Origin of the sequence: Serratia sp. CY76391, from assembly GCF_052166695.1 — a bacterium.
Lineage (GTDB): Bacteria > Pseudomonadota > Gammaproteobacteria > Enterobacterales > Enterobacteriaceae > Serratia > Serratia nematodiphila.
Map to the genome: position 1 here is coordinate 373,998 of NZ_JBJNOJ010000008.1, position 24,595 is coordinate 398,592.

Genomic DNA, 24,595 nt, shown 5'->3' on the forward strand with positions numbered 1-24,595 from the left:
GTAAGGGGCACTATGGAGTTTTTGCCGGAAAAGAGGCCAGACAACGGTCATGAGGGATTGGCGGCGCAATGGCTGCATGAAGAGGTGGCGGGGCAATCCGCGTGGTGGCAAAAGGTTGCCGCGCAGGGCACGCCCATCGTCGACGCGCTCGACGAACGCCACGTCAAAATGACCTGGCTATGGCGCGACCCCGCCGGCGATGAACGGCACTCGCCGATATGCCGCGTTTACGCCGATATCAACGGCATTACCAATCACCACAGCACGTCCCCCAGCAGCCTGACCAGGCTCCCTGGCACTGACGTTTGGTACGGCTCGGCCGTTATCGATCGCCGCTGGCGCGGCAGCTACAGCCTGATCCCCATTACCGAGCGAGATCTCCCCCCCGTCTTCAGCGATGACGAAACGTTACGCGACCGCCAGCAGCGTGCCTGGTGGGTATCGCTGTTCCCGTTGGCGAGAGCCGATCCGCTGAATCGGCTCTCGCTGGGGCCGTCTCATCGCCCGCGGTCCGTATCCCTGGCGCAAGGGCCGGATGCCGACGATCAAAGCGCCTGGCAGGCCGCCGATCGGCCGCTGGATGAGGCGCGGCTACAGCTATTTCAGTGGCACAGCGAACGGCTGGGTAACCAGCGGCGCGTTTGGCTGTATGCCAGCGGCGACGCGGCGGTGAAAGCGAACCGCCCGCTGGTGCTGCTGCTCGACGGCCAAAACTGGATCGAAAGGCATGCGCTGCTGCCGGTGATCGAGAACGAAACCGCAAAAGGGCAGTTGCCGCCCGCGTGCTGGTTGCTGATCGATGCGATCGATGGTGAATACCGGGAAAACGAGCTGCCCTGCAACGCCGTCTTCTGGCAGGCGGTGATCGACGAACTGCTGCCGCAGGCGCAGCGCCGCGAAGCGTTCAGCGAGACTGGGGCGCGCACCGTGGTCGCCGGCCAGAGCTACGGCGGGCTGGCGGCGTTATACGCCGGTTTGCACTGGCCAGAGCGCTTCGGCCACGTGCTGAGCCAGTCCGGCTCCTTCTGGTGGCCTACGGTGCAATTTGTGACCCAGTTCGAAAAACGCCACGAACTGGAGGAAGGCTGGCTGATACGCCAGGTTCGGCAGCGCAACGCGGCGGCACCCAAGCTCACCGTGATCCAACAGGCCGGCGATCGGGAGGCGGACATCGAATTCGTCAATCGCCAGATGCACCAGGCGCTGACGGCGGCCGGGCACCGCGCCGAATACCGCGTGTATTCCGGCGGACATGACGCGCTCTGCTGGCGCGGCGGTCTGGTGGACGGCGTGCGCCGGCTGCTTTCCGCAATGAAGTAATCCCACATTTTGACAGACAGGTAATGAAAATGACTCAGGAACAACAAAACCCGTTCGATGACGAAAGCCTCCGTTTCTCCGTGCTGGTCAACGCGCAGCAGCAGTATTCGCTGTGGCCGCAGTTTGCCGATACGCCGCAGGGGTGGCGCGTGCTGATGGGGCCGGCGTCGCGCGGCGAGTGCATCGACTACATCGAAACGCACTGGCAGGACATGCGGCCGGCGGCGCTGAAAGCGGCGGATGCGGCGCGTTAAGCGCCTGGCAGTCAATCGATATATTCCGTTTGAGGGAAAGGACAGACACCATGTCAGAAACGCTTTCTTTACCGGATACTCAGGTCGAGTATCGGGATTATCCGCTGGTTGCTGCGCAACCGGGGATCTGGATCGCCGACCAAATCGCGCTGCGCCGCAACAGCTTCGCCGTGGCGCACTACACCGAACTGCACGGCGCTATCGATCGTTCGGCGCTGGAGCGCGCGATCCGTCAAGGGCTGGCCGAAGCGGATACGGTTCAGGCGCGATTCTTTGAGGCGCAGGACGGCCAGCCGGTGCAGCGTTTACCGCTGATAGCCGATCCCGCACGCGTGCAGGCGCCGGAGTGGTTCGATTTCAGCTCCCGGCCGGACGCCGAGCAGGCGGCGCTGGCGCTGATGAACGACGATCTGGCGCAGGATCTGCCGGCGGACGGCGAACGGCCGCTCTATCGCCATTTGGTGATCCGCGTCAGCGCCGATCGCTGGTTCTGGTACCAGCGCTTTCATCATCTGACCCTGGACGGCTTCAGCTTCGAGGCCATCACCCGCCGGATCGCCGATATCTATCGCGCGCTGCGTCACGGGCTGTCGCCGGCGGCATCGCCGTTTACCCCGTTCGGCAAGGTGGTGGAAGAGTTTGAGCAATGGCAAACGTCGCCGGCGCGCCGGCGGGCGGCCGAGTTCTGGCAACAGCATCTGCGCGATTTGCCGTCGCCGCTGTCGTTATCGACGGAGAGTCGGGAGGTTGAACCGGGCACCCGGCCGCTCAAACAGGCGCTGGTGCTGCCGGAATCGCTGTTTGACGAAGCGCTGCGCGATGGCGCGCTGCAGTCGCTGCAACCGGCCGATATCGTCACAGCGGCGCTGGCGATGTATCTGGCGCGCATGAGCGGCGAAACCCGTTTTTCACTCGGTTTTCCTTTCATGCGCCGTATGGGCTCCCAGGCGCTGGCGGCGGTCGGCCCGGTGGTTAACGTGCTGCCGCTGCTGCTGAATGTGACGCCGGAGATGTCGCTGGCGGACGTCTGTCAGGCGACCGTGGCGCAAATCAAACAGGCGCGCCGCCATCAACGCTATGAAGCGGAGCAGATCAAACGCGATCTCGGCCTGGTTGGCGGCCATCAGGAACTGTACGGCCCGGTGATCAACGTCAAGGTTTACCACAGCGCCTTGTCTTTCGACGGGCAGGCGGCCGTTACCCATACGCTGGCGATGGGGCCGGTCGACGATCTCGAGTTTGAGATCGGCTTTCGCAACGGCGTGCTGACGCTGTCGTTGGTGGCCAACCCGGCCAAATACTCGCCGCGCACCTTGCATCACCACGCGGAGCGCATCGGCCATTGGCTGCAGCAACTGGCGCGGCAGCCGCACCAGCCGAACGGTCAACTGGCGTTGATCGGCGAAGGGGAGTTAAAGCAGCTCGCGGCCTGGGGGCGCGGCGCGCATCTGACGCCGCCGGCGGGCATGGTGTCAATCATGGACGCTTTCCAGCGCCAGGTTGAGCGGCAGCCCGAGGCGCTGGCGGTGGCCTGCGGCGATGTGCGCCTCAGCTACCGTCAGCTTTCCGAACGGGTGATGCAGCTGGGGCGAGTGCTGATCGAAAGCGGCATCGGCGCGGAAGACGTGGTCGCCATCGGCATTCCGCGCTCGGTGGACACGCTGGTCGCGCTGTTCGGCGTGTTGGCCAGCGGCGCGGCCTATATGCCGCTCGATCTGGATTACCCGCGTGAACGCCTGGCGCTGATGTGCGACGACGCGCGACCGGCGATGTTGCTGACCCACCGCGCTACGCAGGCCAATATGCCGGATCTGCCACAGGTATTGTGCCTGGACGACGCAGCGTGTCTGGCGCGCTGCGCGGCCGCCGAAGCTGCGCCGATAACGGATGCCGAACGGCGTGCGCCGCTGAACGAGGCGCATCTGGCCTATATGATTTACACCTCCGGTTCGACCGGCAAACCCAAAGGCGTGATGTCCACGCACCGCGGGCTGCTGAACCTGTTCCTGTCGCATCAGGCCTCGCTGTTTGGCCCGGCGATCGAAAAATTCCAGGCTCGCCATGGGCGCCGCCTGCGCGCCGGCCATACCGCTTCGTTCTCTTTCGACTCCTCCTGGGAACCGCTGTTCTGCATGATGATGGGCAGCGAACTGGTCATCTTCGATGAGGAACTGCGCCGCGATCCCTGGGCGCTGCTCGAACAAACCCAACAGACGCCGATCGATCTGCTGGACATCACGCCGTCATTCTTCTCGCAACTGGTGGACTGCGGCCTGCTGAAGGGGCAGTTCCCGCTGCCGGCATTCGTGATGATCGGCGGCGAGGCGGCAACGCCGACGCTGTGGAACCTGATGCAGCAGCATCCGGAGGTGGAGATCCACAACTATTACGGCCCGTCCGAATACACCGTTGATACCCTCGGCGCGCCGGTCACGGCCGCCGAACAGCCGGTAATTGGCCGTCCCCTCGCCAATACCGAAGTCTGGCTGCTCGACGGCCGCCTGCAGCCGGTGCCGATCGGCGCGGCGGGCGAGCTGTACATTTCCGGCAAAGGCATCGCGCGCGGGTACCTGCGGCGCCCGGATCTGACGGCGGCGCGCTTTGTCGCCAATCCGTTCGCCGAAGGCGAGGTGATGTACCGCAGCGGCGATCTGATGCGCTGGAGCGCGGAGGGCCAGCTGGTGTTCATTGGCCGGACCGATCACCAAATCAAGGTGCGCGGCTTCCGCGTCGAGCTGGGTGAGGTGGAAAGCGCCTTGGCCGCCTTGCCGGACGTGGGGCGGGCGGTAGCGATCGCCGAGCCGATCGGCGCCACCTATCGTCTGATCGGCTATTGCTCGGTGCAGGATGACGCGCGCCGTGCCTCACCCACGCTGCAAAGCGAACTGCTGGGGCAGCTGGCGCAGCGTCTGCCGGATTATATGGTGCCGGCGATCCTGGTGGTGATGCCGGAGCTGCCGCTTAACGTGAATGGCAAGATTGACCGCCAGGCGCTGCCCAAACCGCAGGAGACGCTGGCGCAAAGCATTCGCGAGCCGGCCACCGAGCAGGAAAGGCTGATTTGCGGCGCGATGGCGCAGCTGCTGGGGATGGATCGCATCGGCGCCGACGATGATTTCTTCGCGCTCGGCGGCGACAGCATCTCGGCGATGGGGCTGGGCACCGCCCTGCGGCGCAAAGGGTATCTGCTGCGGCCGCGCGAGATCTTCGCGCTGCACACCCCCGCGCGCATGGCGCAGGCGATGCAGCCGCTGGCCGTAGACTCTCAGGCTGCGCGCAGCGTGCAACAAGGCCCGATCGACGGGCTGCCGATCCTGCATTGGTTTGCCGAGACGGGCGATATGCATCGTCGCTTCGCGCACGGCGTTTTTCTGCGCGTGCCTGCCGAGCTGCAACCGGAACAGCTGCGTTATGCATTGGAGCAGTTGCGTGCGGCGCACCCGGCGCTGGGCGCGCGGATCCGCGAGGGGCAGTTGGTGGTTGAAACCGCCGCCGGCGGTGAACTGATGCAGGTTCATAACGTATCCGGTGAGCTGGAGTTAGCGGCGGAACAGGCGTTTGATGCCGCACTTGACCATCTCGAACCGGCTGCCGGCGCCATGATGCAAGGCATCCTGTTGCAGCGCGACGGGCAGAGCCTGGGGCTGGTGCTGGCGATCCATCACCTGGTGGTCGACGGCGTTTCCTGGCGCATCCTGCTCGACGAGCTGAGGCAGGTGGCCGACAGCGCCATGCAGGGGCAGCCGATCACATTGCCGCCGGAAGAAACCTCGCTCTATGAGTGGTCTGCACGCCTACGAGCCGATGCTGAACGCCGGGAAGCCGAGTTGCCGTTCTGGCGGCGGATGCTGGCGGACGGCGCACCGCGTTTGGGGCGACGCGCGCTGGATCCGCTTGGCGATCGCACCGGCGACGTATCGGAAAAACGCACGTTGCTCGACAGCCGGCTGACCGCCGCGCTGCTCGGCACATTGCCGCAGGGATATCGCGCGCAGGTTGAAGAGATCATGCTGTGCGCGCTGGCTCAGGCCTGCCGCCGCCGTTTCCAGGCCGCTTCGCTGCGTTTCTCTCTGGAGTCGCACGGCCGCGCAGAACTGGACGACGGACTCGATCTGGCCCGCACCGTCGGCTGGCTGACGGCGGAGTATCCGCTGCACATTGAACTGCATGACGCTGAGCACAATGAGGCCGTGCGTGCGGTGAAACGGGCGACGCGAGCGGTGGCCGATCGCGGCGTCGGTTATGGCCAGCTGCGTTATCTGCATCCGCAGCGTGACGAACTGGCGGCGCTGGCACAGCGCAATGCGCCGGAGATCTTGTTCAACTACCTCGGGCGTTTCAGCCAGGATGAGGGGCACTGGACGCCGCAACGCAGCCAAACCCGCTTCCGCGACGCCTTCGCCGTGGCACAGGATGCGCAACAGGCGCTGTCATATGGCCTGGAGGTGAATATCTTTGTCGAAGAGCGGCGCGACGGCGCCTGCCTGGCGATCAACTGGAGCTGGCTGGAGGCGATTTTCAGCGAGAACGACATTGCGCAGCTGCACAGCGGCATCGAGCAAGCGGTGCGTTCACTGTGCGAGTTTGCCGAGCGTCATCCCGAACGCGCGGCGGCAACGTTGGTGGCGACCGAGATCGCCCAGCCGAACGTTGACGATGAGACGGTGCGCGCCTGGGAGCAAGAGTGCGGGCCGTTGGCCGCGGCGCTGCCGCTGTTGCCGTTGCAACATGGCCTGCTGTTCCATGCGCAGACGGCGCAGCAGGGCGGCAGCTATAACTCGCTGACGCGCCTGAGCCTCTGCGGCGAGCTGGACGAACATCAACTCCAGCAGGCGCTGAATGCGGTGATCCGCCGCCATCCGCAACTGGCCGCCCGGTTCAACCGCGAGGGCGAACCGCTGCAGCTGATACCGCAGGAAAGCCATTGGCCGCTGGACAGCCACAGGCTGCCGCCGCTGTCCGCCGAACAAGAGATGCAGGCGCTGAATGAGCTGGAGCAGAAAGAGCTGCAGCGCGATCTGTTTAACCAGCCGGGCGCGATGCTGCATGCGCTGCGGATCAAACACGGCGATAGCGAACGCTACACGCTGTTCCTTAACGCGCACCATCTGATTGTCGACGGCTGGTCGACGCCGGTGGTGCTCAACGATCTGATGCTGGCCCTGCGTGAAGGCGAGCAGGCGTTGCCGCCGCTGCGCTCGAACTACGCCGATATCGTGCGCCGCCTGACCGCGCGGGATGCCGACGCCTCGCGCCGCCGCTGGCGTGAGACGCTGCAGGATGTGCGCCCGACGTTGTTGTTCGGTGAATCGCATGACGATAGCGTGCATGAGTTGGAAATGACGCTGCCGCCGGCCGAGGAAAGGCGCTTGCTGACCCTGTGCCGCGAACGCGGGCTGACGCTCAATACCCTGATGCAGGGCATCTGGGCGCTGCAGCTGGCCAGCTGTTGCGGCCATCAGGACGTGGTGTTCGGCTCGCCGGTTTCCGGCCGCTTTGGCCAGATAGAAGGGATTGAGGAACACGTTGGCCTGTTCAGCAACACGCTGCCGGTGCGGGTTCGTCTGCAGCATGACCGTTCGTTGACGGATCAACTGACCGAACTGCAGCATCGGCAGATTGAACTGCTGGAGCACGACGACTTGGGCTTGGGAGAGATCCAGCATCTGGCCGGAGCGGGCACGCTGTTCGACACGCTGTTGGTGGTGGAAAACTACCCGGACAACGACGCCTTGCTTGGCGGCGCAGGTTCCTTGCGCTGCGATGCCATCCGTAACAAAGGCTATACCCACTATCCGCTGACGCTGCTGGTGCTGCCGGGCGAGCGCCTGCGTCTGCTGATGGAGTACCGCGATTCGGTGCCGCAGCCTGAACGCTTCGCCGCACGGCTGATGGCGCTGCTGCAACAATGGATAGCGCAACCGGATCTGCTGCTGCCGCGCTGGCAATTGCAAACGCCGCAGGAGCAGGCGCTGGTCGCGGCGGTCAACCGCACCGGGCAGGCGGTGGCGGACACCACCTTGCATCAGGCGATCGCCGATCAAGCGAGGCGCACGCCGGAACGCATCGCGCTGCAGGACGCCGGGCACAGCCTCAGCTACCGTGACATGCAGCGCCAGGCCGCGCTGTTGGCCGAACGGCTGACGGCGGCCGGCATTCAGCCGGGCGATATCGTCGCGGTGGCGTTGCCGCGTTCGGTGCGCCTCAGCCTGGCGCTGACGGCGATTGTGCAGACCGGCGCCGCCTGGCTGCCGCTGGATACCGGCTATCCGGACGAGCGGCTGGCCTACATGGTGGAGGACGCCAAACCACGGCTGATCGTTACCGAGAGCGCGTTGGATGCCCGCTTCGCCGCGCTGGCGCCGACGCTGCGGTTCGATGCGCTGGACGACAGCGGGCGCGAACCGGCACCGCGCCCAGCGGCGAGGAGCGGCGATTATCCCGCCTACGTGCTGTATACCTCCGGCTCTACCGGGCGGCCGAAAGGGGTGGTGGTGAACCACCGGGCGATCGTCAACCGCCTGTTCTGGATGCAGCATGAGTATGCGCTTGATGCGCAGGACGTGGTCCTGCAGAAAACGCCGTGCAGCTTCGACGTTTCCGTTTGGGAGTTCTTCTGGCCGCTGATGGTCGGCGCGCGCCTGGTGATGGCGCCGCCGGAGGCGCACCGCGATCCGCAGGCGCTGACGACCTTGATCGACGACTATGGCGTGACCACGCTGCATTTCGTTCCGTCGATGTTGGCTATCTGGGTTGAGGCGCTGAACGAACGGGCGCCGCAGCGCGCCGCCGCCAGCCTGAAACGCGTGTTCTGCAGCGGCGAAGCGCTGTCGTGTGAACTGGCTTCCCGCTATCAGGCATTGGTTGCCGCGCCGCTGCATAACCTGTATGGCCCGACGGAGGCAGCGGTCGATGTTACCTATCAACCGGCGTCCGGCGAGGCATTGGCGGCGGTGAGCGGCGCCGGCGTGCCGATCGGCAAACCGGTCTGGAACACCCAACTGAGCATTCTCGACGCCATGCTGCGGCCGGTGCCCGTCGGCTGCGCCGGCGATCTCTACCTGCGCGGCATTCAGCTGGCCGACGGCTATCTGCATCGGCCGGGATTAACGGCGCAGCGGTTTGTCGCCGATCCCGCCGGCAACGGCGCGCGCATGTATCGTACCGGCGATATCGCCCGCTGGCTGGAGGACGGCAGCGTCGAGTATTTGGGCCGCAGCGACGATCAGCTGAAGATCCGCGGCCAGCGCATCGAGCTGGGCGAAATCGAGCAGGCGCTGCTGGCGCAGCCGGGGGTAGCGCAAGCGGCGGTGCACGCCATCGAACTGGGCGAGGGCGCGACGGGACTGGGCGGCGCCGATATGCGGCAGCTGGTCGCCTGGCTGATCGCCCAACCGGGCGTGACGCTGGATACCGCCGTACTGCATCAGGCGCTGGAGGCGCGTTTGCCGGCGCATATGATGCCGGTCAGCTATGTCATGACCGACAGCTTCCCGCTCAGCGCCAGCGGCAAGCTGGATCGCAAGGCGTTGCCGCGGCCGCAGCTGAACCCGCAGAGCGGCCGCGCGCCGCACAGCGACAGCGAGCGCCTGCTGGCGGCGCTGTTCGGGGAACTGCTGGGCCGTGAAAACGTGTACGCCGACGACGACTTCTTCGCACTGGGCGGCCACTCGCTGCTGGCGATGCGTCTGGCGGCGGAATTGCGGCGGCGCGTCCCTCGGCCATTGACCGTCGGGCAAATCATGTTCGCCCGCAGCCTGGAGAAGATGGCGCACCTGCTCGATGACGCGCAGGCCGCCAACTCGGCCGAAAGCCGCGGCGTCGGCGAATGCCTGCAGCTGCGGGCCGGCCAAGGCCCGGCGTTGTTCTGTCTGCACCCGGCTTCCGGTTTCGCCTGGCAGTACTCGGGGCTGAGCCGTTATCTGCCGGGGAGCTATCCGATTATCGGGCTGCAGTCGCCAAGGCCGGATGGTGCCATCGCCACCTGCGAAGACATTGAGCAGATGGTCGATCGTCATCTCGCCACTCTGCGCCGCCTGCAGCCGCAGGGGCCTTACTACCTGCTGGGCTATTCGCTCGGCGGCACGCTGGCGCATTCGATGGCCGCGCGCCTGCAGCAGCAGGGTGAGGAGGTGGCGTTCCTCGGCATGCTGGATACCTATCCGCCGGAAGGCCAGGACTGGACCGGCCCCACCGAGGAGGAGGCGCAGAAGGAGGTGGCGCAGGAGCAGGCCGAGTTTATGGCGGAAGATCATGGCGATCCGGCGCTGATGGCGGAGAAGGCGGCGATGTTTGACAGCATTGTCGCCAACTACCGCGACGCGGTGCGCCTTCTTTCTCAGGCGCGCAGCCGGCGTTTCCACGGCACGGCGACGCTGTTTGTCGCCGACCGGACGCTGCCGCCAGAGATGGATATCAACGCCGTGTGGGCGCCGTATCTGGATGGGCTGATCTGCCATCACCAAGGCTGCGAACACGCAGACATCCTGTCGCCGGCCTCGCTGGAGACGCTCGGGCCGCTATTGCATGAGTTGCTGACGCGGCAATACGGGTTGGTATAACGCAACCGGGCCGGGGCGTGCGCCCCGGTCCGTACTAAAACATGATATGCAGGACACTATGGCCAGACCTTCTTTTTTTCTTGATTTCAGTTTGCTGAGAAGCAATGCGCATTTTCGCGCGATTTTCTGCGCCCGCATGCTGTCGGTGTTTTCACTCGGCATGCTGGCGGTGGGGGTGCCGATTCAGATCCAGGCGATGACCGGCTCCACGTTGCAGGTGGGGGTGGCGGTGGCGCTGGACGGGGTGGGCATGTTTATCGGCCTGATGCTGGGCGGGGTACTCGCCGATCGATACGATCGCCGCAAGCTGATCCTGTTCGCGCGCGGCACCTGCGGGCTGGGTTTTGTCGCCCTGAGTCTTAACGCCTTCGCCCCGGCGCCGTCGCTGTGGGCGCTCTACCTGCTGGCAGCCTGGGACGGATTCTTTGGCGCGCTGGGCATGACGGCGCTGATGGCGGTGATCCCGCTGCTGGTCGGGCGTGAAAACCTGGCGGCGGCGGGGGCCTTGAGCATGGTGACGGTGCGCATCGGCGCGATCCTGGCGCCGGCGCTGGGCGGGATTATCATCGTGTTCGGCGGCGTCGGTCTCGCCTTCGCCGTCGCGGCGGCCGGGACGCTGGGCACCCTTGTGCCGCTGGTGCGCTTGCCGACGCTGCTGCCGCAGCAGCAGGAGCCGGAACACCCGCTGCGCGCGCTCGCCAGCGGCTTCCAGTTTGTCTGGCGCAATAAGGTGGTGGGTTCGGTAGTGCTGCTGGGGATGTTGATGAGCATCGTCGGCGCCGTCAGGGTGCTGTTCCCGGCGCTGGCGCAGAACGCTTACCACGTCGGGGCCTCCTCAATTGGCCTGATGTATTCTGCGGTGCCGCTCGGTGCGATGCTGGGCGCGCTGACCAGCGGTTGGGTGGGGCGTTTCTCTCGCCCTGGCGTGCTGATCCTGGCCGCCGCTATCGTCGCGTTCACCGCCATCGCATCGCTGGGGCTGTTCAGCCATCTGGCGCCGGCGCTGTTGGCGCTGGTGTGCTACGGCTATGCCAATGCCATCGCCTCACTTCTGCAGTTCATGCTGATCCAGAGCAACACGCCGGACCATCTGCTGGGGCGGGTGAACAGCCTCGGCACCGCACAGGATGTGACCGGCGATTCGATCGGCGCGCTGGGGCTCGGCGTTCTGGGCAGGGTGTTCACCCCATTGATGAGCGTGCTGTCGTTCGGTGCGTTCGCCGCAGTGCTCGGCGTGCTGGTGGCCTGCAGCGTGCGCACGCTGCGCCAGTGCCGGCCGGCAGACGCGTTGGTCGAGCACGATGAACCCGCGCCGGCAACCTCAGCGGCGGCGGACAATTAACCCCTTATGGCACCGGCGCTTCCGGCCGGTGCTGTTCCCCCCAGTGGCACATCATGTCGATCACCGGGATCAGCGAACGCCCGCGCTCGGACAGGCTGTACTCCACCTTGGGCGGGATCTGCGGATACTCCTTTCTCACCACTAGCCGATCTTTTTCCAGCTCTTTAAGCGTCGAACTGAGCGTCTTGTACGAAATGGTGCCGATACAGCGCTGCAGTTCGTTGAACCGCAATACCGGCTTATACAGCGCCAGCCAGTAGAGAATAATCATTTTGTATTTGCCGTTGATCACCGACAGCGTATAGCCATAGCCGGTGTCTTCGAGGCTGATGCCCGTTGGGCTGCAGCGGGATTCTGCGGTCATTTACACTTTCTCCAGGGTAAGTATGTGTCGTGAGTGTGCGTATTTTACATTCTGTCAGCATACTCTAAGATGCGTCGAAACACCTGACTGGAGAACTCAGTATGAAAACCTTGGTGGTCGTGACCCATCCCGATATGGCGAACTCGGTGGTCAATAAACGTTGGCTGGAGGAACTGCGCCGCTATCCGGCGCTGTATACCGTGCACGAACTGCATCAGGCCTATCCGGACTGGCAGATCGACGTCGCCAAAGAACAGCAGTTGATTGAAGCCCATGACAACATCGTGCTGCAGTTCCCGATTTACTGGTTCAGCAGCCCGCCGCTGCTGAAAAAATGGCTGGACGACGTGCTCACCTACGGCTGGGCCTACGGTTCCCGCAGCGGCTATAAGATGCAGAACAAGAAACTGGCGCTGGCGGTCACGGCGGGCGTGCGCGCAGAAGATTACGCGCGTGAAGGGCGTTATCGCTACTCGCTGGAGGAAATCTTCCGGCCGTTTGAAGTCACCGCCGGTTACGTGCGGGCCGACTATGCTTCGTTCTTTGCCTTTTACGGCAAGGAAGCCGCTTCGGACGGGGCTGCAGAGCAGGTTCAGCAGCACGAGCTGGACAGCAGCGCGCAGGGCTATCGGGCATTTCTCGCCGCCCTGAATTAACGACACGCCCCGGATGCGCCTGATAGTGCTGTTGCGAATGTCCGAGTTGGCGGTGCCGGGTTTTGAAATGACTATGCTGTGGCACGAACGATCGCATCGGGATCCCGCTCACCAGCGGCTGCGAGAACATATCGTGCGTTCAGTGTGAGCGGAAACAGCGCGGGAAATTACATGAACAGGAAGCGGTCGGCCAGCGGAATGCCACGCTCAAGGCGCGGTGGCAACGCGTCGTCACGATCGTCAGGCTGGGCAGCCTGTGTTGCGGTGTCTTCGGCTTTTTCGATCATCAGCTCGCCGAGCAGGGCCAGAAAACGAGTGATCTTTTGCATATTCCCTCCGGAGCAATGATTAACCTGAGGATGATAGTAATCGCCGCCTAACCGAATGGGAAAAACTTAAAACTCATATCCTAAGAACCGGATCGCATATCGCCTGACCGGGCGACGGTTATCCATCGCCCGGTGAGTCGCTTAGAAGGTGACGTTAACCTTGGCCCACAGGGTGCGGCCCGGTTCATTCACCGCGCTGTTGGCCGAATAGCCAAAGGCGCTGTTGCCCGCCAGGTTGAGGTGCTCGCTGTAGGTCTTGTTCAGGATGTTATCCAGACCGGCGCTCAGCTTGACGTTTTTATTCACCTTGTAGGCAGCGTTGGCGGAGAGCACGCCGAAGCCGGCGCTTTCGGCAAAGTCTTTGCCCACCACGTTGCCTTCGTTGATCGCCACGCGGTTTTGGCTGCTGACCAGACGCCACAGGCCGGTGCCGCTCCAGTCGCCGTACTCGTAGGTCAGCCCCAGGCGCGCTTCCAGCGGCGGGATCTGCGGCAGCGGGCGGCCGTCGCGGGTGTTTTTACCCCAGGAGTAGGCCAGGCTGGCGTCGGTTTTCCAGTGTTCGCTCAGCTGGTAGCCCATGCCCATTTCACCGCCCATAATGTTGGCGTTGACGTTATCGGCCTGGCTGAGGCGCGCGTTGTGCGGATCGTATTTGAACAGGATGAAATCATCGACCCGGCCCAGGTAAGCGGAGACCCAACCGTTGAAGCGCTTGCCGTTGTACTGCGCGCCGATATCGAGTTGCGTGGTTTTCTCGCTCTTGACGCTGGCGAACGGATCTTTGCTGCCGTTCGGACCCAGCTTCGGCGAGAACAGCTCCCAGTAATCCGGGAAACGCTCGGTATAACCGACGCCGGCGTACAGCATCAGCGGCAGCTCGGCCAGCGTGTGCTCAAGGCGCATAAAGCCGCTCGGCAGGGTGTTGGAACGCTCCGCATCGCCGCCGTTGCGGAAGTTCTCTACCAGGGTGCGATCGAGACGCGCGCCGCCGATCAGCTTATCCTGCTCGCTGGTGGACCAGGTCAGCTCGCTGAATGCGCCGTAGCTGTTGAACTGGGCGTCTTTTTCCCAACTGCCGCGGCTCATGCTGCGGTGGGTGTTGGTTTGGGTGTCCAGGCCGCTTTCCAGCTTCACGTCCTGCCACTGCCAGGTGCCCATCACGCGGCCGCCGACGGTGCGGCGATCGAGCTGCATCGTCATGCCGGAGGACATCATATGCCCGCCGTGGCCGCCCATGCTCATGCCGCCATGGCCACCGTGGCCGCCCATGCCGCCGCTGCCCGGCGAGCGCAGGGTGACGTTGTCCATCACGTGGTTGGCGTAGTTGTAGTAGACCTGCGCTTCCAGCTTATCCAGCACCTCGCCGATGTTGGATTTTTCCACCCGCATGCCCAGGCTTTCGCGCTTGAACTGCGAACCGTCCATGCTGCGGCCGGCATAGCGCGCTTCGCCGTTGCCGCGTCCCATAGTCACTTCCAGCAGCGTGTCGGCATCCGGCGTCCAGCCGAGCGCCAGATCGCCGTTCCACTTGTCCCAGCGCGACGGCACGCGCGTATGGGTGCCGTCCTGATAGTCGTTGGAACGGGATTTGTTGGCCATCACCCGCAAGTAACCTTGCTCGGCGCCGAGGCTGGCGTCGATATTCTCGTCCCAGCGGCCGTTGGAGCCGGTCAGCACGCTGGCGTTGCCTTTGACGCCCGGCTTGTCGAAGCGCGGGCGTTCACGTTCGAAACGCACGGTGCCCGCCGACGATCCCGGCCCCCACAGCACCGTCTGCGGCCCTTTGGTGATGGTCAGCAGATCGAAACTTTCCGGCGAGATGTAAGAGGTGGGCGCGTCCATTCTCGATGGGCAGGCGCCCAGCATTTCCGAACCGTCGGTGAGGATCTTCAACCGCGAACCGAACATGCCGCGGAACACCGGATCGCCGTTGGTGCCACCGTTGCGGATCTGCGAAAAACCGGGGATGGTTTTCAGATAGTCCGAACCGTCGCTGGCGGGCACCGGCTGACGCGGGGTTTTCGGTGACGTCACGATGGTCAGCGGAGAGTAGAGCGGTGCGGTGACGGTGATCACGTCGCCATCATTAACCTGTGCGTCGGTAGGGTGCTGATGCGCCTGCCCCGCGTGGCCTGCCAGCAGGAACAGCGGCATGGCGGTGGTAATGGCGCGGGTGGCGGCGTTCTTTTTATAAGCGGGTTTAAACATCATCTTTCCTTAAGCTAACTTTTTCCATTATTCTCCGGCGATTTATTCAGGCGTGGGGAGGCCTGGCGAAAATCACCATCGGAAAATACGGGGGGTTAATTCCCTCTACGTGGAAATAACCGGGCTAATAATGTCGTCTCGATGCATAACCATTGGGCGAATTAATTCCGCCGGGTTGAAGCGATCAACGGCAATACAGAGAACGGCAATGGGCTTATTGTTAAATCAGAGGAAAGAGACGGGCGGCGCGCGCGGCTGTAATTCGGTGTGAACAACGTGGGCAAACAGGGGAACGAGATAATGAGTCGGCGGCGGGCGCGAGGCCAGAGATTGAGACCAGAACAGCGGGGCGTGGCTCACGTCCAGCAGCGGCGCATGCAACAACAGCACACAGTAGCCGCAGGCGCTGTCGTCCATCATCATCGCCATGTTGTGGTGGCCGCCGCCGTGCTGCATCAGCGGCTGCGCGGCTTTTTCAGGTTCAGGCAGCGGCGAGTGCATCTCGTGATGTATCGGCATATCCATGCCGCAATCCGCCATGACGGTCGTTCCAGCACTTCCGGCGCGTACATGCTCCAGGGATCGCGAGATCACCGGCGCAATGAACAACATCAGAATGGCAAACATCCCTAACCAGGCGGCGGCCCGATTTCGCGATGCATGGGGCTGAATTAACGACACAATCAACCTAAAAAAGGGTTAACACAGGGGAGGGAATTGTACTGGTTTATGTCGAAATGTTAAAACCTTTTATTTCTGGTCAACGGCCTGTTGATGAATATATTATCGGATAAGCGCGTTAATTTTGACCAAAGGCTATTTTTATTGCGCCAATAACATAACGGGGAAAATATTAATGACGGAAGAACTGGCGAGCATGATTATTCCGCTTTATGACGAACATGCCGCCGCCTGGGAACGCCTCAGACCCACCGCGCTGTTTGAGCGGCCGTGGCTCGACCGCTTTTTACAGCTTACCCCGGCCAATGCACGGCTGCTCGATCTCGGCTGCGGCAATGGCGCGCCGATCGCCGCCTATTTTATTGAACAAGGGTATCGAGTCACCGGCATCGACGGTGCGCAGGCGATGATCGCGCGCTGCAGGCAGCGTTTTCCACAGCAGGAGTGGCGGCAGATGGATATGCGCCAGCTGAATCTGGCGACAAGATTCGACGGCCTGCTGGCCTGGGACAGCTTCTTCCATTTGGCGCGCGACGATCAGCGCCGCATGTTTCTACTGTTCAGACGGCACGCCAAGCCGAATGCCGCACTGATGTTCACCAGCGGCCCTGAAGACGGCGTGGCGATCGGCAATTTCGAAGGCCAGCCGCTGTTTCACGCCAGCCTGGCGCCTGAGGAGTATACGCGCTTGCTGCAGGAGAACGGCTTCCGCGTGGTTGATCATGTGGTAGAAGATCCCGCCTGCGGGGGAAGAACGGTCTGGTTGGCGCAAAGCATTGAGTGACAATGTCACGTGCAGGTTCTTCGGAACCTGCACGTTAACGTTATTTAGCGCTGATGCGCCAAACGGTGTTGCCCACATCATCCGCAATCAGCAGGGCGCCAGCCTTATCGACCGCTAATCCAACCGGTGCGCCATAGAGTTCCTTCTCGTCGTCGGAGACAAAGCCAGTGACCACCGCTTTGAGTTTACCGACCGGCTTGCCTTGCTCAAACGCCACGTAGCTGACCCGATAGCCGTTCAGCGGCGAACGATCCCAGCTGCCGTGCTCGCTGACAAAGGCGCCGCCGCGATAGTCGGCCGGCAGAGCGCTCGCGGTGTAGAACAGCAGCCCCAGCGGCGCGACGTGCGAGCTGAGAGCGTAGTCCGGCTTGATGGCTTTCGCCACCAGATCCGGCCGCGCCGGCTGTACCCGACGATCGACGTGCTGGCCGAAATAGCTGTAAGGCCAGCCGTAGAAGCCGCCGTCCTGCACCGAGGTCAGGTAGTCCGGCACCAGATCGGCGCCGATCTCGTCACGCTCGTTGACAATCGCCCACAGCTTGCCGCTGTGCGGTTCCCACTGCAGCCCGGTCGGATTGCGCAGGCCGCTGGCGAAGATGCGGCTGGCGCCGGAGGCGGTGTCCACTTCCAGCACGGCGGCGCGACGGTACTCTACGGCTAGGCCGTTTTCGGTGATGTTGCTGTTGGAGCCGACGCCGACATACAGCTTTTTACCGTCCGGGCTGGCCAGCAGGGCTTTGGTCCAATGATGATTGATGGTGTCCGGCAGATCGGCCAGCTCTTTACCCGGATCGCTGATGCGCGTTTCGCCCGGCTGATAGGCGTACTGCATGATATTGCCGGTGTTGGCCACATACAGGGTGTTGCCAATCAGCTGAACGCCGAACGGAGAATCGAGCCCCTCGAGGAAGACATGCTTTTCCCAACTGCCGTCGGCGGTTGGGCGCAGCAGGGTGATGCGGTTACCGCCTTTTCCCCCTTTACCTGACTTGCCCTTAACCAGCCCGGCGATCAGCTGCTTGGGGGTGCTGACCGCTTCGGTGCCCGGCCCGTTGGCCTCCACCACCAAAACATCGCCGTTGGGCAGGGTAAGCAACTGACGCGGGTGCAGCAAACCGTCTGCCACCTTGTCAATTTTCAAGCCTTCGGCGACTTTCGGCATCTGGTTTTGCTGCCAGCCTACGCCCTTTGGCACCTGCATCGGCGGCATCAGGAAGTCTTGCGCCGCCGGCAACGCCGGATCCGGCCCCATTTGTTGTTCCGGCGAAATGACGGCGCTGTTATCGCAGCCGGCCAGCGCCAGCACGGCCGAAAGCGCAATCGCGATGGATGATAGCTTCATGAAAACCTCCTTATTTTGCGCGGGCGCTCACGGCCAGCAGAATGTTGGCGAAGCTCAGCAGCGCGACCACGATCGCAGACAGCACCAGACCTTGCGGCACCACGGCATACGCATCCCGGCTATGCACGAAAGCGTTGATAATGGCAAGAACGATGCCCAACAGATTCAGCCAGAAATGGAGCTTGACCGATGAGCCCTGTAGCCGGCCGCTGCCGAACCACACCTGTACCAGGTTAATCAGCCGGGGAATAATGGCAAAAATCAGGCCGATGGCGATCAGCCAACTGGCACCATTGACCCATTGAATATTCGCCGTGCAGGCATAGATGATGTCGAAAATGAGCGCCGCGGTAAAAAATCCGTAGGGTATCGGATTGAGCCATTCATAGACGGCCACCGCGGCCGCTGAAGGCCTTGCTGTCGTTTGCGTGGTCATACGGTTATCTCCATGAAAAATGATAGATAAAAAAGGCGTTGGCCCCTTAAAGCTTTGTTCAGATTCACCGATTTGAACAATTTTGATTCTCATTTTTAGCATGCGATGTTAAAACCGAAACCATCACTTCGGCATTATCAATGGCTTAGCAATATCAGGAGGCAAGGCATGAGCATAGAACGCGTTCAGCGTTTTCTGGCCGAGCACGCACCGGAGACGACGGTGATGGTGCTGGCAAAGAACACCGCAACGGTGGCGCTGGCGGCAGAAGCCTTTGGCGTGGAGAGCGGGCAGATCGCCAAGACGCTTTCGTTTCGCGTTAACGACGATGTGGTGCTGCTGGTAATGGCGGGAACCGCCAGAATCGACAACAAGAAGTACAAGCAATTCTTTGGCGTAAAGGCACGCATGCTGCCGACGGAGGAGGTGGAGGCGCTGACCGGCTATCCGCCCGGCGGCGTTTGCCCCTTTGCCGCACCGGCAACGGTGAGAGTTTACTGCGATCGCAGCCTGTGCAGCTACAGTGAAGTGCTTCCGGCAGGCGGCAGCGATAATTCAGGCGTGAGAATTGCGCCGCAGCGGCTGGCCGGCATCACGGGAGCGGAGTGGATTGACGTGACGGGGTAACTTTAAGTGACGATGTCACAATTACGTTATGTTAAATCCAGTGCGTTACCTCGCAATTAACATGCTGTTTTAACTGGAAAAAATACTAGTCCATCGGATTGTGGCAAACTGCCTCGATATTGTGGCCATCCGGGCCGATCACAAATGCCGCATAGTAGTGGGCATGGTAATGGGGCCGTAAACCGGGCGCGCCATTGTCTTTGCCGCCGGCGTTTAGCGCTGCGTGGTAGAACGCATCGACCTGCTCACGGCTGCTTGCGACAAATGCCAGGTGCAGATGCGCCGGCTTTTCGTCGGTTTGAAACAGGCACAATGACACATTACCCCGATCGGGACAAAGTTCGACGCCATAGCCGGGCTCGCCTTCAGCGACGATTTTTACACCCAGCGGCGCCAGCGCATTGAGGAAAAACGCTTTGCTTAGGGCAAAGTCGCTGACGCCAAATTTCACATGATCAAACATGGAGAGGCTCCTGGAGCGAGGAAGAATGTTTCCATTCAGTATAGCCAACGCCGTGGTGGGCGCCGAAAGCAATGAAACGCGCGCCAATGCGCATTTGGCGTGCAAATACTGCCCGCTTAAATGACGCGTTTGGGAGAAATCTGCAGTATCGTAGCCGCCACGTTTTATCAGATTTCACGTAGCGCGATCAAAAAAGCAGGGGGTTTTTGGCCAATACCGGCAGGTATGCGCCATTGGAAACCATGCCCGGTCATCATTATTAGAGTGGAAAATGTCAGCGCGCATCATCACTATCCCAACGATTGATATATTGCTGGAGGTTGAAAGTCTGCCGGCGTTGGATAGCTTGAATGACAGGATGCGTGACATGGGATATACGCCGCGTGGCGAGAACGGCATTGCCGGCAGGCGTTACGACATCAAGGGAAACGGCAAACGCACGCATCACGTGCATGCATTCATTGCGGGAAGTGAACAGGCGATCTGACATTTGGCGTTCAGAGATTATCTGCGCAAGCATTATGATATTGCTCAGCAATACAGGGCAATCAAATACCAGGCAGCAGAAGACTGCCGGCAAAATCCAGCGGCTTATGGCCGGTTGAAAGACGAATTTATTCAACGGCACGAGCAGTTGGCGCTGGCCTGGTTGGCCACAGGTGAAACCCCATGAATCATGGCCTGGACGGCATAATCCACATACCTGCACCTAGGTGCGCATAATGTATATTATGTTAAATTGAATTGCTGGATACGCACCGGGGTTATCCTGCCCGTCCTTTCTCACCTCACCTTCAAGGCCTTATCAGGCTGATATCCTTTTTTATGTTTAAGCTCATCTATCAACCCATCTCAGTTTAACCCTTAGTCGGCGTACCTTGATGAAACCGCATCTGCCAACCTGCCTTGGCTGTCAGAAGCCAAATCGATGAGCGTTCGGTGCAACGAACGGCGTGGCCCTGCGCGTCACGCTGAAAACTTTTATACGTCAGCAACACGGCGCCTTCGCTGATTTGCGCCAGCTTAAAACCTTGGGCAAAAATCTGCGGATGTTCAGTTTCCATTTCCAGCGCCGCAACGGTTTGGCGTTTGTCATAACGCAGCCCTGAACGACCAATCTCTTCAAAGTCTTCATGCAGCAATGCCGCGACGCGCCGCGGATCGCGCCGCACCGGCGGCTGATGCAGTTCAACCTCAAGCGCCTGGATTTGGCTGTGCCACTCTGCAAAATGGGTCAAAATACCCTCCTTTTTGATCGCGCTACATGAAATCTGGCAAACTCCGGCAGTCCAAATCTGCACCAGAATGACACTCGTGAGACCTGATTATTCCCAGGACTCCTTCTCATAAGGCTTTTGCCAGTTCTTTTCCGTGACGGGCACAAGTTCCCCGTTGAACGTGTAGGTGCAACAACGGCATCTCACCGGCACATCCTCTGCGGTAAATGCCGGGTTCACTTTCTGCAGTATCCCGCGTTCATCGACACACAGTCCGCTGTAATAGCTAGATTCACCACAGCAGACATAGCTCCGCCAGTTTTTACGGTGCAGCGCCACCAGGTAAAAAATGGGTGCTGGTTTGTCCAATCGACTAACCGCTTCGCTATGTACTTCATTCCAGGGTTGGCCCACTTTACTGAGCAGAAATTGAAATAGCGGCGTGTAATCCATGCCATGTTGTATCCGCCCATGCATGCTTTCACGCAGCGGCAACTGCTCATCATCCGCCTGTTTGCCATGGCGTCCCCAACGGTATTCACCACCGCTGGCGATGGGCCCTTTGGATGTAACACTTTCTCTTCTATAGAGTTTTTTCTTTATATCGCGACGAGTTCTCATCAAAACCCCAAAGTGACATCGTCACAAAAAAGACAAATCTCACGCCAGTTTTTCCCCCAAATGCGACCGCCGAACCCGCAATTCCCCGTGCCGCCAGATCCAGCTGAAAGCCGGCGGCCATCAGCCTGTCGCGGTAGCCTTCCATGCGCAGTAAATGGCTGCTTTGCGTGTCCGGCCCCTTCATAGCAGCGCCATATAACCGCGAGTTTGCAGCTGTTTGGTGACCATAAGGCTCGCCGGCCAAAACCGGCGTACCCTCCTTTTCCCTACCGCTACGCCATTACAACATCCACTCGATAGGCAGCCAGCCGGCCACGGTGAGAACGATGCGTTTTACCCAGCCGGCGCCGGGTTCTTGCTGGTGCACCTCGGTGTGACCGTCTTCGAAGGCTTCGTTCCACACCATTTTGCCCTTGGGCGTCAATGTCGGCCGGTAGGCGGCGTACTCGAGCGGGCCATCAAACAGTTGGCGGGTGTCGGCCGCCAGCGTCGGGCTGTCGATCAAAAAGCCCATTTCGCAGTTCAGGTGCGCCGAGCGCGGATCGAAATTGAACGAACCGATAAACACCCGCTTATCGTCTATGGCGAAGGTTTTCGCGTGCAGCGCCGCGCCGGACAGCCCCAGCGGTTTGAGCTCCTTGCGCCCCGTCGGTTGGCCGGCGCGCAATTTCAGCTCGAACAGCTCGACGCCCGCCTTCAGCAGCTCACGTCGGTATTTGGCGTAGCCGGCATGGACCACCAGCACGTCGGTGGTGTTCATCGCGTTGGTCAGCACACGGATGGATTTCCCCTGTTTGGCAAGCGATTCAAAAAAGCTCGCCCCTTCCCGGCCCGGCACGAAATAGGCGGAGACCAGCTCCAACTGCTGGTTGACACCGCCGATGATCTTGCTGAGCTGCGTCACCATCAAACGATCGCGCGAAGCCTTACCCAACCCTTTCGCCGGATCGTCGGCCACCAGCTCGACCTGGGTGAATTCCGGCTGCACGGCGCCATCGCGAAAGCGCACCGCACTGGTTTCCAGCTGCACCGCCAGTTTGCGGGCCCGGTCACTGCTTTCGGTCGCGGTGGCCTGCGTCAGGAAAGCAGAAAGATTGCCTTCGCCTCGGATAATTTGCTCAACGCCAAACACCGAAGCGCTGTTCCAGTAGCGATCGAAGACCTCGGCGGTTTCCGCCACCACGTTACCGACGCTCAACACGTCGAGATCGAGGAAATAGTTTTCGTCGCCGACCTGGAAATACTCGTCGCCGATGTTGCGGCCGCCGATGATCGCCACCGCGCCATCGACGATATAAGACTTGTTATGCATGCGCCGGTTCATGCGCATAAAGTCAAAGGCGTAGCCGGCCAACTTCGGCGTGCGCACGGTTGATGGGTTGAACAGACGGATCTCGACGTTTTCCTGGGCGTTCAGCGCCGCAAGGGTCTCGTCCATGGCGACGCCGTTATCGTCCAAGAGCAGCCGCACGCGCACGCCGCGCTGGGCGGCGTCATACAGGGTTTTCAGCAGGATCTGCCCGGAGGTATCGTTATGCCAGATGTAATACTGGGCGTCGATCGACCTTTCCGCCATTCGCGCCAGCGCCAGGCGGCTGGCGAATGCATCGTGGCCGCTGACCAGCGGCACCACGCCGCTCAGGCCGGGATGCGCCGCCATCAGTTCGGCGGCTCGCGCCGGCAATAGCGCGGCAGGATCCGCCGGCAACGCCGCCTGCGGTGAACGTTGGGAAATATCCGGCAAACGAAAGAGGACTCTTGCCGCAATAATGGCGATCGTCACGGCGAGAATCAGATACACGACAATTTTTATCACGGGACGCGGCCTCGGAAGTTGACTGCTTTGCTTTATACGTCATTAGGTTGCTTCAATCTATAGGAGAAGCGCGCTATGCCATAAGGCTATAGCGTAAAGCGCGAAGGCGAAACGCCAAACAGTTTTTTGAACGCCACCGAATAGGCGCTGTGACTCTCGTAACCGCTTTCGAAGGCGGCGTGGATGATCGAGTTGCCGGCCAGCAGCAGCGGAATGGACGACAGCAGCCGCAGGCGTTGTTTCCACTGGCCGAAGGTGATGCCGGTTTGTTGGCTGAAATGGCGTTGAAAGGTCTTTACGCTGATCGACAGTGAATCGGCCCAGGCCTCAATACCGCGTTCGTCGGCCGGTGTGATGACCAACTGCCGGCAAATTTCGGCCATTCTCGCCTCTACCGGCCAAGGCAGATGCAGCGCCAGCTGCGGCTGCAGGCTCAGCTCCTCCAGGAACAGCGCTCTGAGCAGCGCATTGCGTTTGGTCTCCGCCCCTTCAGGCGCCAGCGTCGCCAACTGGGCGATCAGTTCTCGCAACAGCGGTGAAACCTGTAATACGCCGTCGCGCAGCGGCAAACACGCGGCGGTGATTTCATCGACCAAAATCCCGTAAACGCAGATGTTGCTCTGCATGACGATCTGATGTTCTACCCCCGGCCGCAACCAAACCGCGGTGGTGGGCGGCACGATCCAGCGACCGCTGCTCGCCTCGACCGCCATAACGCCCTGTTGCGAATAGAGCAAATGACAGCGTTTATGCGAGTGGTAAGGAATGATGAAGCCCGCCGGATAGTGTTTCACCAGCCCCGTCACCTCGAACGAGGAGTTTTCGTGGCTGCTGAGGTCAATGCGTTTCGTTTCGGCGTTGTCGACTTCGAATCCCATGATCGTTTGTCCCTTTTGATAACGCGAATGTCTTTTATTTGATAGAGGGAGCGCATGATCCTCCATATAGTGACGTTCTCGCAAGCCACACCAGGGGCCTTATGCGAAGAAACTCACTATTTACACCAAAATTTCATCGTTCTGCGTAAAACGGAGGCGATGACGTTGCGCATGCGCTGCGCGATGGCGGCTCGTTGCGGGGGCGACGCGGCCGAAAGTGATGGAGAGGGAAAGCGCGGTGGCATAATCAGGAGGTGTACGCATCAATCAGCAGGTAACTCGGCCTGGGGGACGGCTTACTGCTGAAGGGATAAGGAGAGCGCCTAGGCTCTCCTCCATCCAACGTTGTTATCTCATCAACGGGCCAACTCGGCGCCGTCCAGCTCGGAAATCGCCAGACAAATCACTTCCGTGATGGCCTGTACCGTATAAGCGGTATTGGCAGGAATGATCAACATCTCATGGGGTTGCAACGTCTGATCGTCAACCTTCAGTTCACCGCTCAGCACCATCAGTTTCACCCAGCCCGGATGAAAACGCGCCGGTTGCCGGCTGCCCGCATCCAGTTTCAGCAACGCCGTATGGCCAGGCGTCTCCCGTTTCAAAATGTGAAAGTGTACCCCATCGTAAGGCATGTTTTCGTAATGCAGTGACGCCAGTGTTCTCTTATGCATGGTAAGTGTCCTCGTGACCGGT

Annotated in this window: 20 protein-coding genes and 2 pseudogenes; 9 read left to right on the plus strand and 13 right to left on the minus strand. The window is 61.3% G+C overall.

What is annotated here, in order from left to right:
* Positions 1–12: 12 nt before the first annotated feature.
* The 4 genes from fes to entS are packed head-to-tail and all read left to right on the plus strand — an operon-like array spanning position 13 to position 11,477.
* A complete protein-coding gene (gene fes / locus ACJ8PN_RS16960) occupies positions 13–1,320 on the plus strand; it encodes an enterochelin esterase (protein ID WP_442535104.1) in 1,308 nt (435 codons plus the stop codon).
* A gap of 29 nt (positions 1,321–1,349) precedes the next feature.
* Positions 1,350–1,574, plus strand: coding sequence for an MbtH family protein (locus ACJ8PN_RS16965; RefSeq protein WP_004937955.1), 225 nt, complete (start codon positions 1,350–1,352; stop codon positions 1,572–1,574).
* Positions 1,575–1,624: 50 nt separating this feature from the next.
* Positions 1,625–10,135, plus strand: a complete 8,511-nt coding sequence (locus ACJ8PN_RS16970) for an amino acid adenylation domain-containing protein (protein ID WP_442535105.1) — start codon at positions 1,625–1,627, stop codon at positions 10,133–10,135.
* Between the two features lie 58 nt (positions 10,136–10,193).
* Positions 10,194–11,477, plus strand: coding sequence for an enterobactin transporter EntS (entS, locus tag ACJ8PN_RS16975; protein ID WP_411260729.1), 1,284 nt, complete (start codon positions 10,194–10,196; stop codon positions 11,475–11,477).
* A 4-nt stretch (positions 11,478–11,481) separates the two neighbouring features.
* Here entS and ACJ8PN_RS16980 read toward each other — a convergent pair whose 3' ends face one another.
* On the minus strand, positions 11,482–11,841 hold the full coding sequence (locus tag ACJ8PN_RS16980) for a winged helix-turn-helix transcriptional regulator (RefSeq protein ID WP_044031224.1): 360 nt from the start codon (positions 11,839–11,841) through the stop codon (positions 11,482–11,484).
* A gap of 101 nt (positions 11,842–11,942) precedes the next feature.
* Between ACJ8PN_RS16980 and ACJ8PN_RS16985 the strand changes: the two genes are divergently transcribed.
* Together ACJ8PN_RS16985 and ACJ8PN_RS16990 are read left to right on the plus strand one after the other, a co-directional pair.
* Positions 11,943–12,497: an NAD(P)H-dependent oxidoreductase gene (locus ACJ8PN_RS16985; protein WP_033633026.1), complete on the plus strand. Its 555-nt coding sequence runs from the start codon at positions 11,943–11,945 to the stop codon at positions 12,495–12,497.
* A 46-nt stretch (positions 12,498–12,543) separates the two neighbouring features.
* Positions 12,544–12,645 (plus strand): annotated as a pseudogene (locus ACJ8PN_RS16990) (LysR family transcriptional regulator); the annotation flags it as partial.
* Positions 12,646–12,664: 19 nt separating this feature from the next.
* Here the strand turns inward: ACJ8PN_RS16990 and ACJ8PN_RS16995 are convergent.
* From ACJ8PN_RS16995 to ACJ8PN_RS17005, 3 genes are all read right to left on the minus strand, one after another.
* Complete coding sequence (locus ACJ8PN_RS16995) at positions 12,665–12,826, minus strand: hypothetical protein (protein ID WP_351108469.1); 162 nt, start codon at positions 12,824–12,826, stop codon at positions 12,665–12,667.
* A 141-nt stretch (positions 12,827–12,967) separates the two neighbouring features.
* Positions 12,968–15,034, minus strand: coding sequence for a TonB-dependent copper receptor (locus ACJ8PN_RS17000; protein WP_442535113.1), 2,067 nt, complete (start codon positions 15,032–15,034; stop codon positions 12,968–12,970).
* 225 nt (positions 15,035–15,259) lie between these two features.
* The gene (locus tag ACJ8PN_RS17005) at positions 15,260–15,661 is read right to left on the minus strand and encodes a DUF2946 domain-containing protein (protein ID WP_171454031.1); all 402 of its coding nucleotides are present in this window, start codon (positions 15,659–15,661) and stop codon (positions 15,260–15,262) included.
* A 229-nt stretch (positions 15,662–15,890) separates the two neighbouring features.
* Between ACJ8PN_RS17005 and ACJ8PN_RS17010 the strand changes: the two genes are divergently transcribed.
* Entirely contained in the window at positions 15,891–16,499 is a 609-nt protein-coding gene (locus ACJ8PN_RS17010) for a class I SAM-dependent DNA methyltransferase (RefSeq protein ID WP_411260726.1), read from the plus strand.
* A 40-nt stretch (positions 16,500–16,539) separates the two neighbouring features.
* On the opposite strand, the gene ACJ8PN_RS17015 is transcribed toward ACJ8PN_RS17010, so the two are convergent.
* Both ACJ8PN_RS17015 and ACJ8PN_RS17020 read right to left on the minus strand, forming a co-directional pair.
* Positions 16,540–17,841 carry a PQQ-dependent sugar dehydrogenase gene (locus ACJ8PN_RS17015; RefSeq protein WP_351108463.1) on the minus strand — a complete coding sequence of 434 codons (1,302 nt, stop codon included), beginning with the start codon at positions 17,839–17,841 and terminating at the stop codon, positions 16,540–16,542.
* Positions 17,842–17,851: 10 nt separating this feature from the next.
* On the minus strand, positions 17,852–18,277 hold the full coding sequence (locus tag ACJ8PN_RS17020; protein ID WP_351108460.1) for a DUF2231 domain-containing protein: 426 nt from the start codon (positions 18,275–18,277) through the stop codon (positions 17,852–17,854).
* 168 nt (positions 18,278–18,445) lie between these two features.
* On the opposite strand from ACJ8PN_RS17020, the gene ACJ8PN_RS17025 reads away from it, so the two are divergent.
* The gene (locus ACJ8PN_RS17025; RefSeq protein WP_442535106.1) at positions 18,446–18,904 is read left to right on the plus strand and encodes a YbaK/EbsC family protein; all 459 of its coding nucleotides are present in this window, start codon (positions 18,446–18,448) and stop codon (positions 18,902–18,904) included.
* A gap of 85 nt (positions 18,905–18,989) precedes the next feature.
* On the opposite strand, the gene ACJ8PN_RS17030 is transcribed toward ACJ8PN_RS17025, so the two are convergent.
* Positions 18,990–19,367 (minus strand): VOC family protein, encoded by a 378-nt coding sequence (locus ACJ8PN_RS17030; RefSeq protein WP_442535107.1) that lies wholly within the window; start codon positions 19,365–19,367, stop codon positions 18,990–18,992.
* 271 nt (positions 19,368–19,638) lie between these two features.
* Between ACJ8PN_RS17030 and ACJ8PN_RS17035 the strand changes: the two are divergent.
* A pseudogene (locus ACJ8PN_RS17035) lies at positions 19,639–20,040 on the plus strand (GrpB family protein).
* Positions 20,041–20,224: 184 nt separating this feature from the next.
* On the opposite strand, the gene ACJ8PN_RS17040 reads toward ACJ8PN_RS17035, so the two are convergent.
* From ACJ8PN_RS17040 to ACJ8PN_RS17065, 6 genes are all read right to left on the minus strand, one after another.
* Positions 20,225–20,605, minus strand: coding sequence for a nuclear transport factor 2 family protein (locus ACJ8PN_RS17040; RefSeq protein WP_171454026.1), 381 nt, complete (start codon positions 20,603–20,605; stop codon positions 20,225–20,227).
* A gap of 87 nt (positions 20,606–20,692) precedes the next feature.
* Positions 20,693–21,205 (minus strand): hypothetical protein, encoded by a 513-nt coding sequence (locus ACJ8PN_RS17045; RefSeq protein WP_351108454.1) that lies wholly within the window; start codon positions 21,203–21,205, stop codon positions 20,693–20,695.
* Positions 21,168–21,449: a hypothetical protein gene (locus tag ACJ8PN_RS17050; RefSeq protein WP_351108451.1), complete on the minus strand. Its 282-nt coding sequence runs from the start codon at positions 21,447–21,449 to the stop codon at positions 21,168–21,170. The genes ACJ8PN_RS17045 and ACJ8PN_RS17050 overlap by 38 nt, the downstream gene beginning before the upstream one ends.
* A gap of 36 nt (positions 21,450–21,485) precedes the next feature.
* Positions 21,486–23,021 (minus strand): phospholipase D family protein, encoded by a 1,536-nt coding sequence (locus ACJ8PN_RS17055; RefSeq protein WP_351108448.1) that lies wholly within the window; start codon positions 23,019–23,021, stop codon positions 21,486–21,488.
* Positions 23,022–23,107: 86 nt separating this feature from the next.
* Positions 23,108–23,899 carry an AraC family transcriptional regulator gene (locus tag ACJ8PN_RS17060; protein ID WP_442535108.1) on the minus strand — a complete coding sequence of 264 codons (792 nt, stop codon included), beginning with the start codon at positions 23,897–23,899 and terminating at the stop codon, positions 23,108–23,110.
* Positions 23,900–24,255: 356 nt separating this feature from the next.
* On the minus strand, positions 24,256–24,573 hold the full coding sequence (locus ACJ8PN_RS17065; RefSeq protein WP_015377878.1) for a cupin domain-containing protein: 318 nt from the start codon (positions 24,571–24,573) through the stop codon (positions 24,256–24,258).
* Between the last annotated feature and the right edge of the window lie 22 nt (positions 24,574–24,595).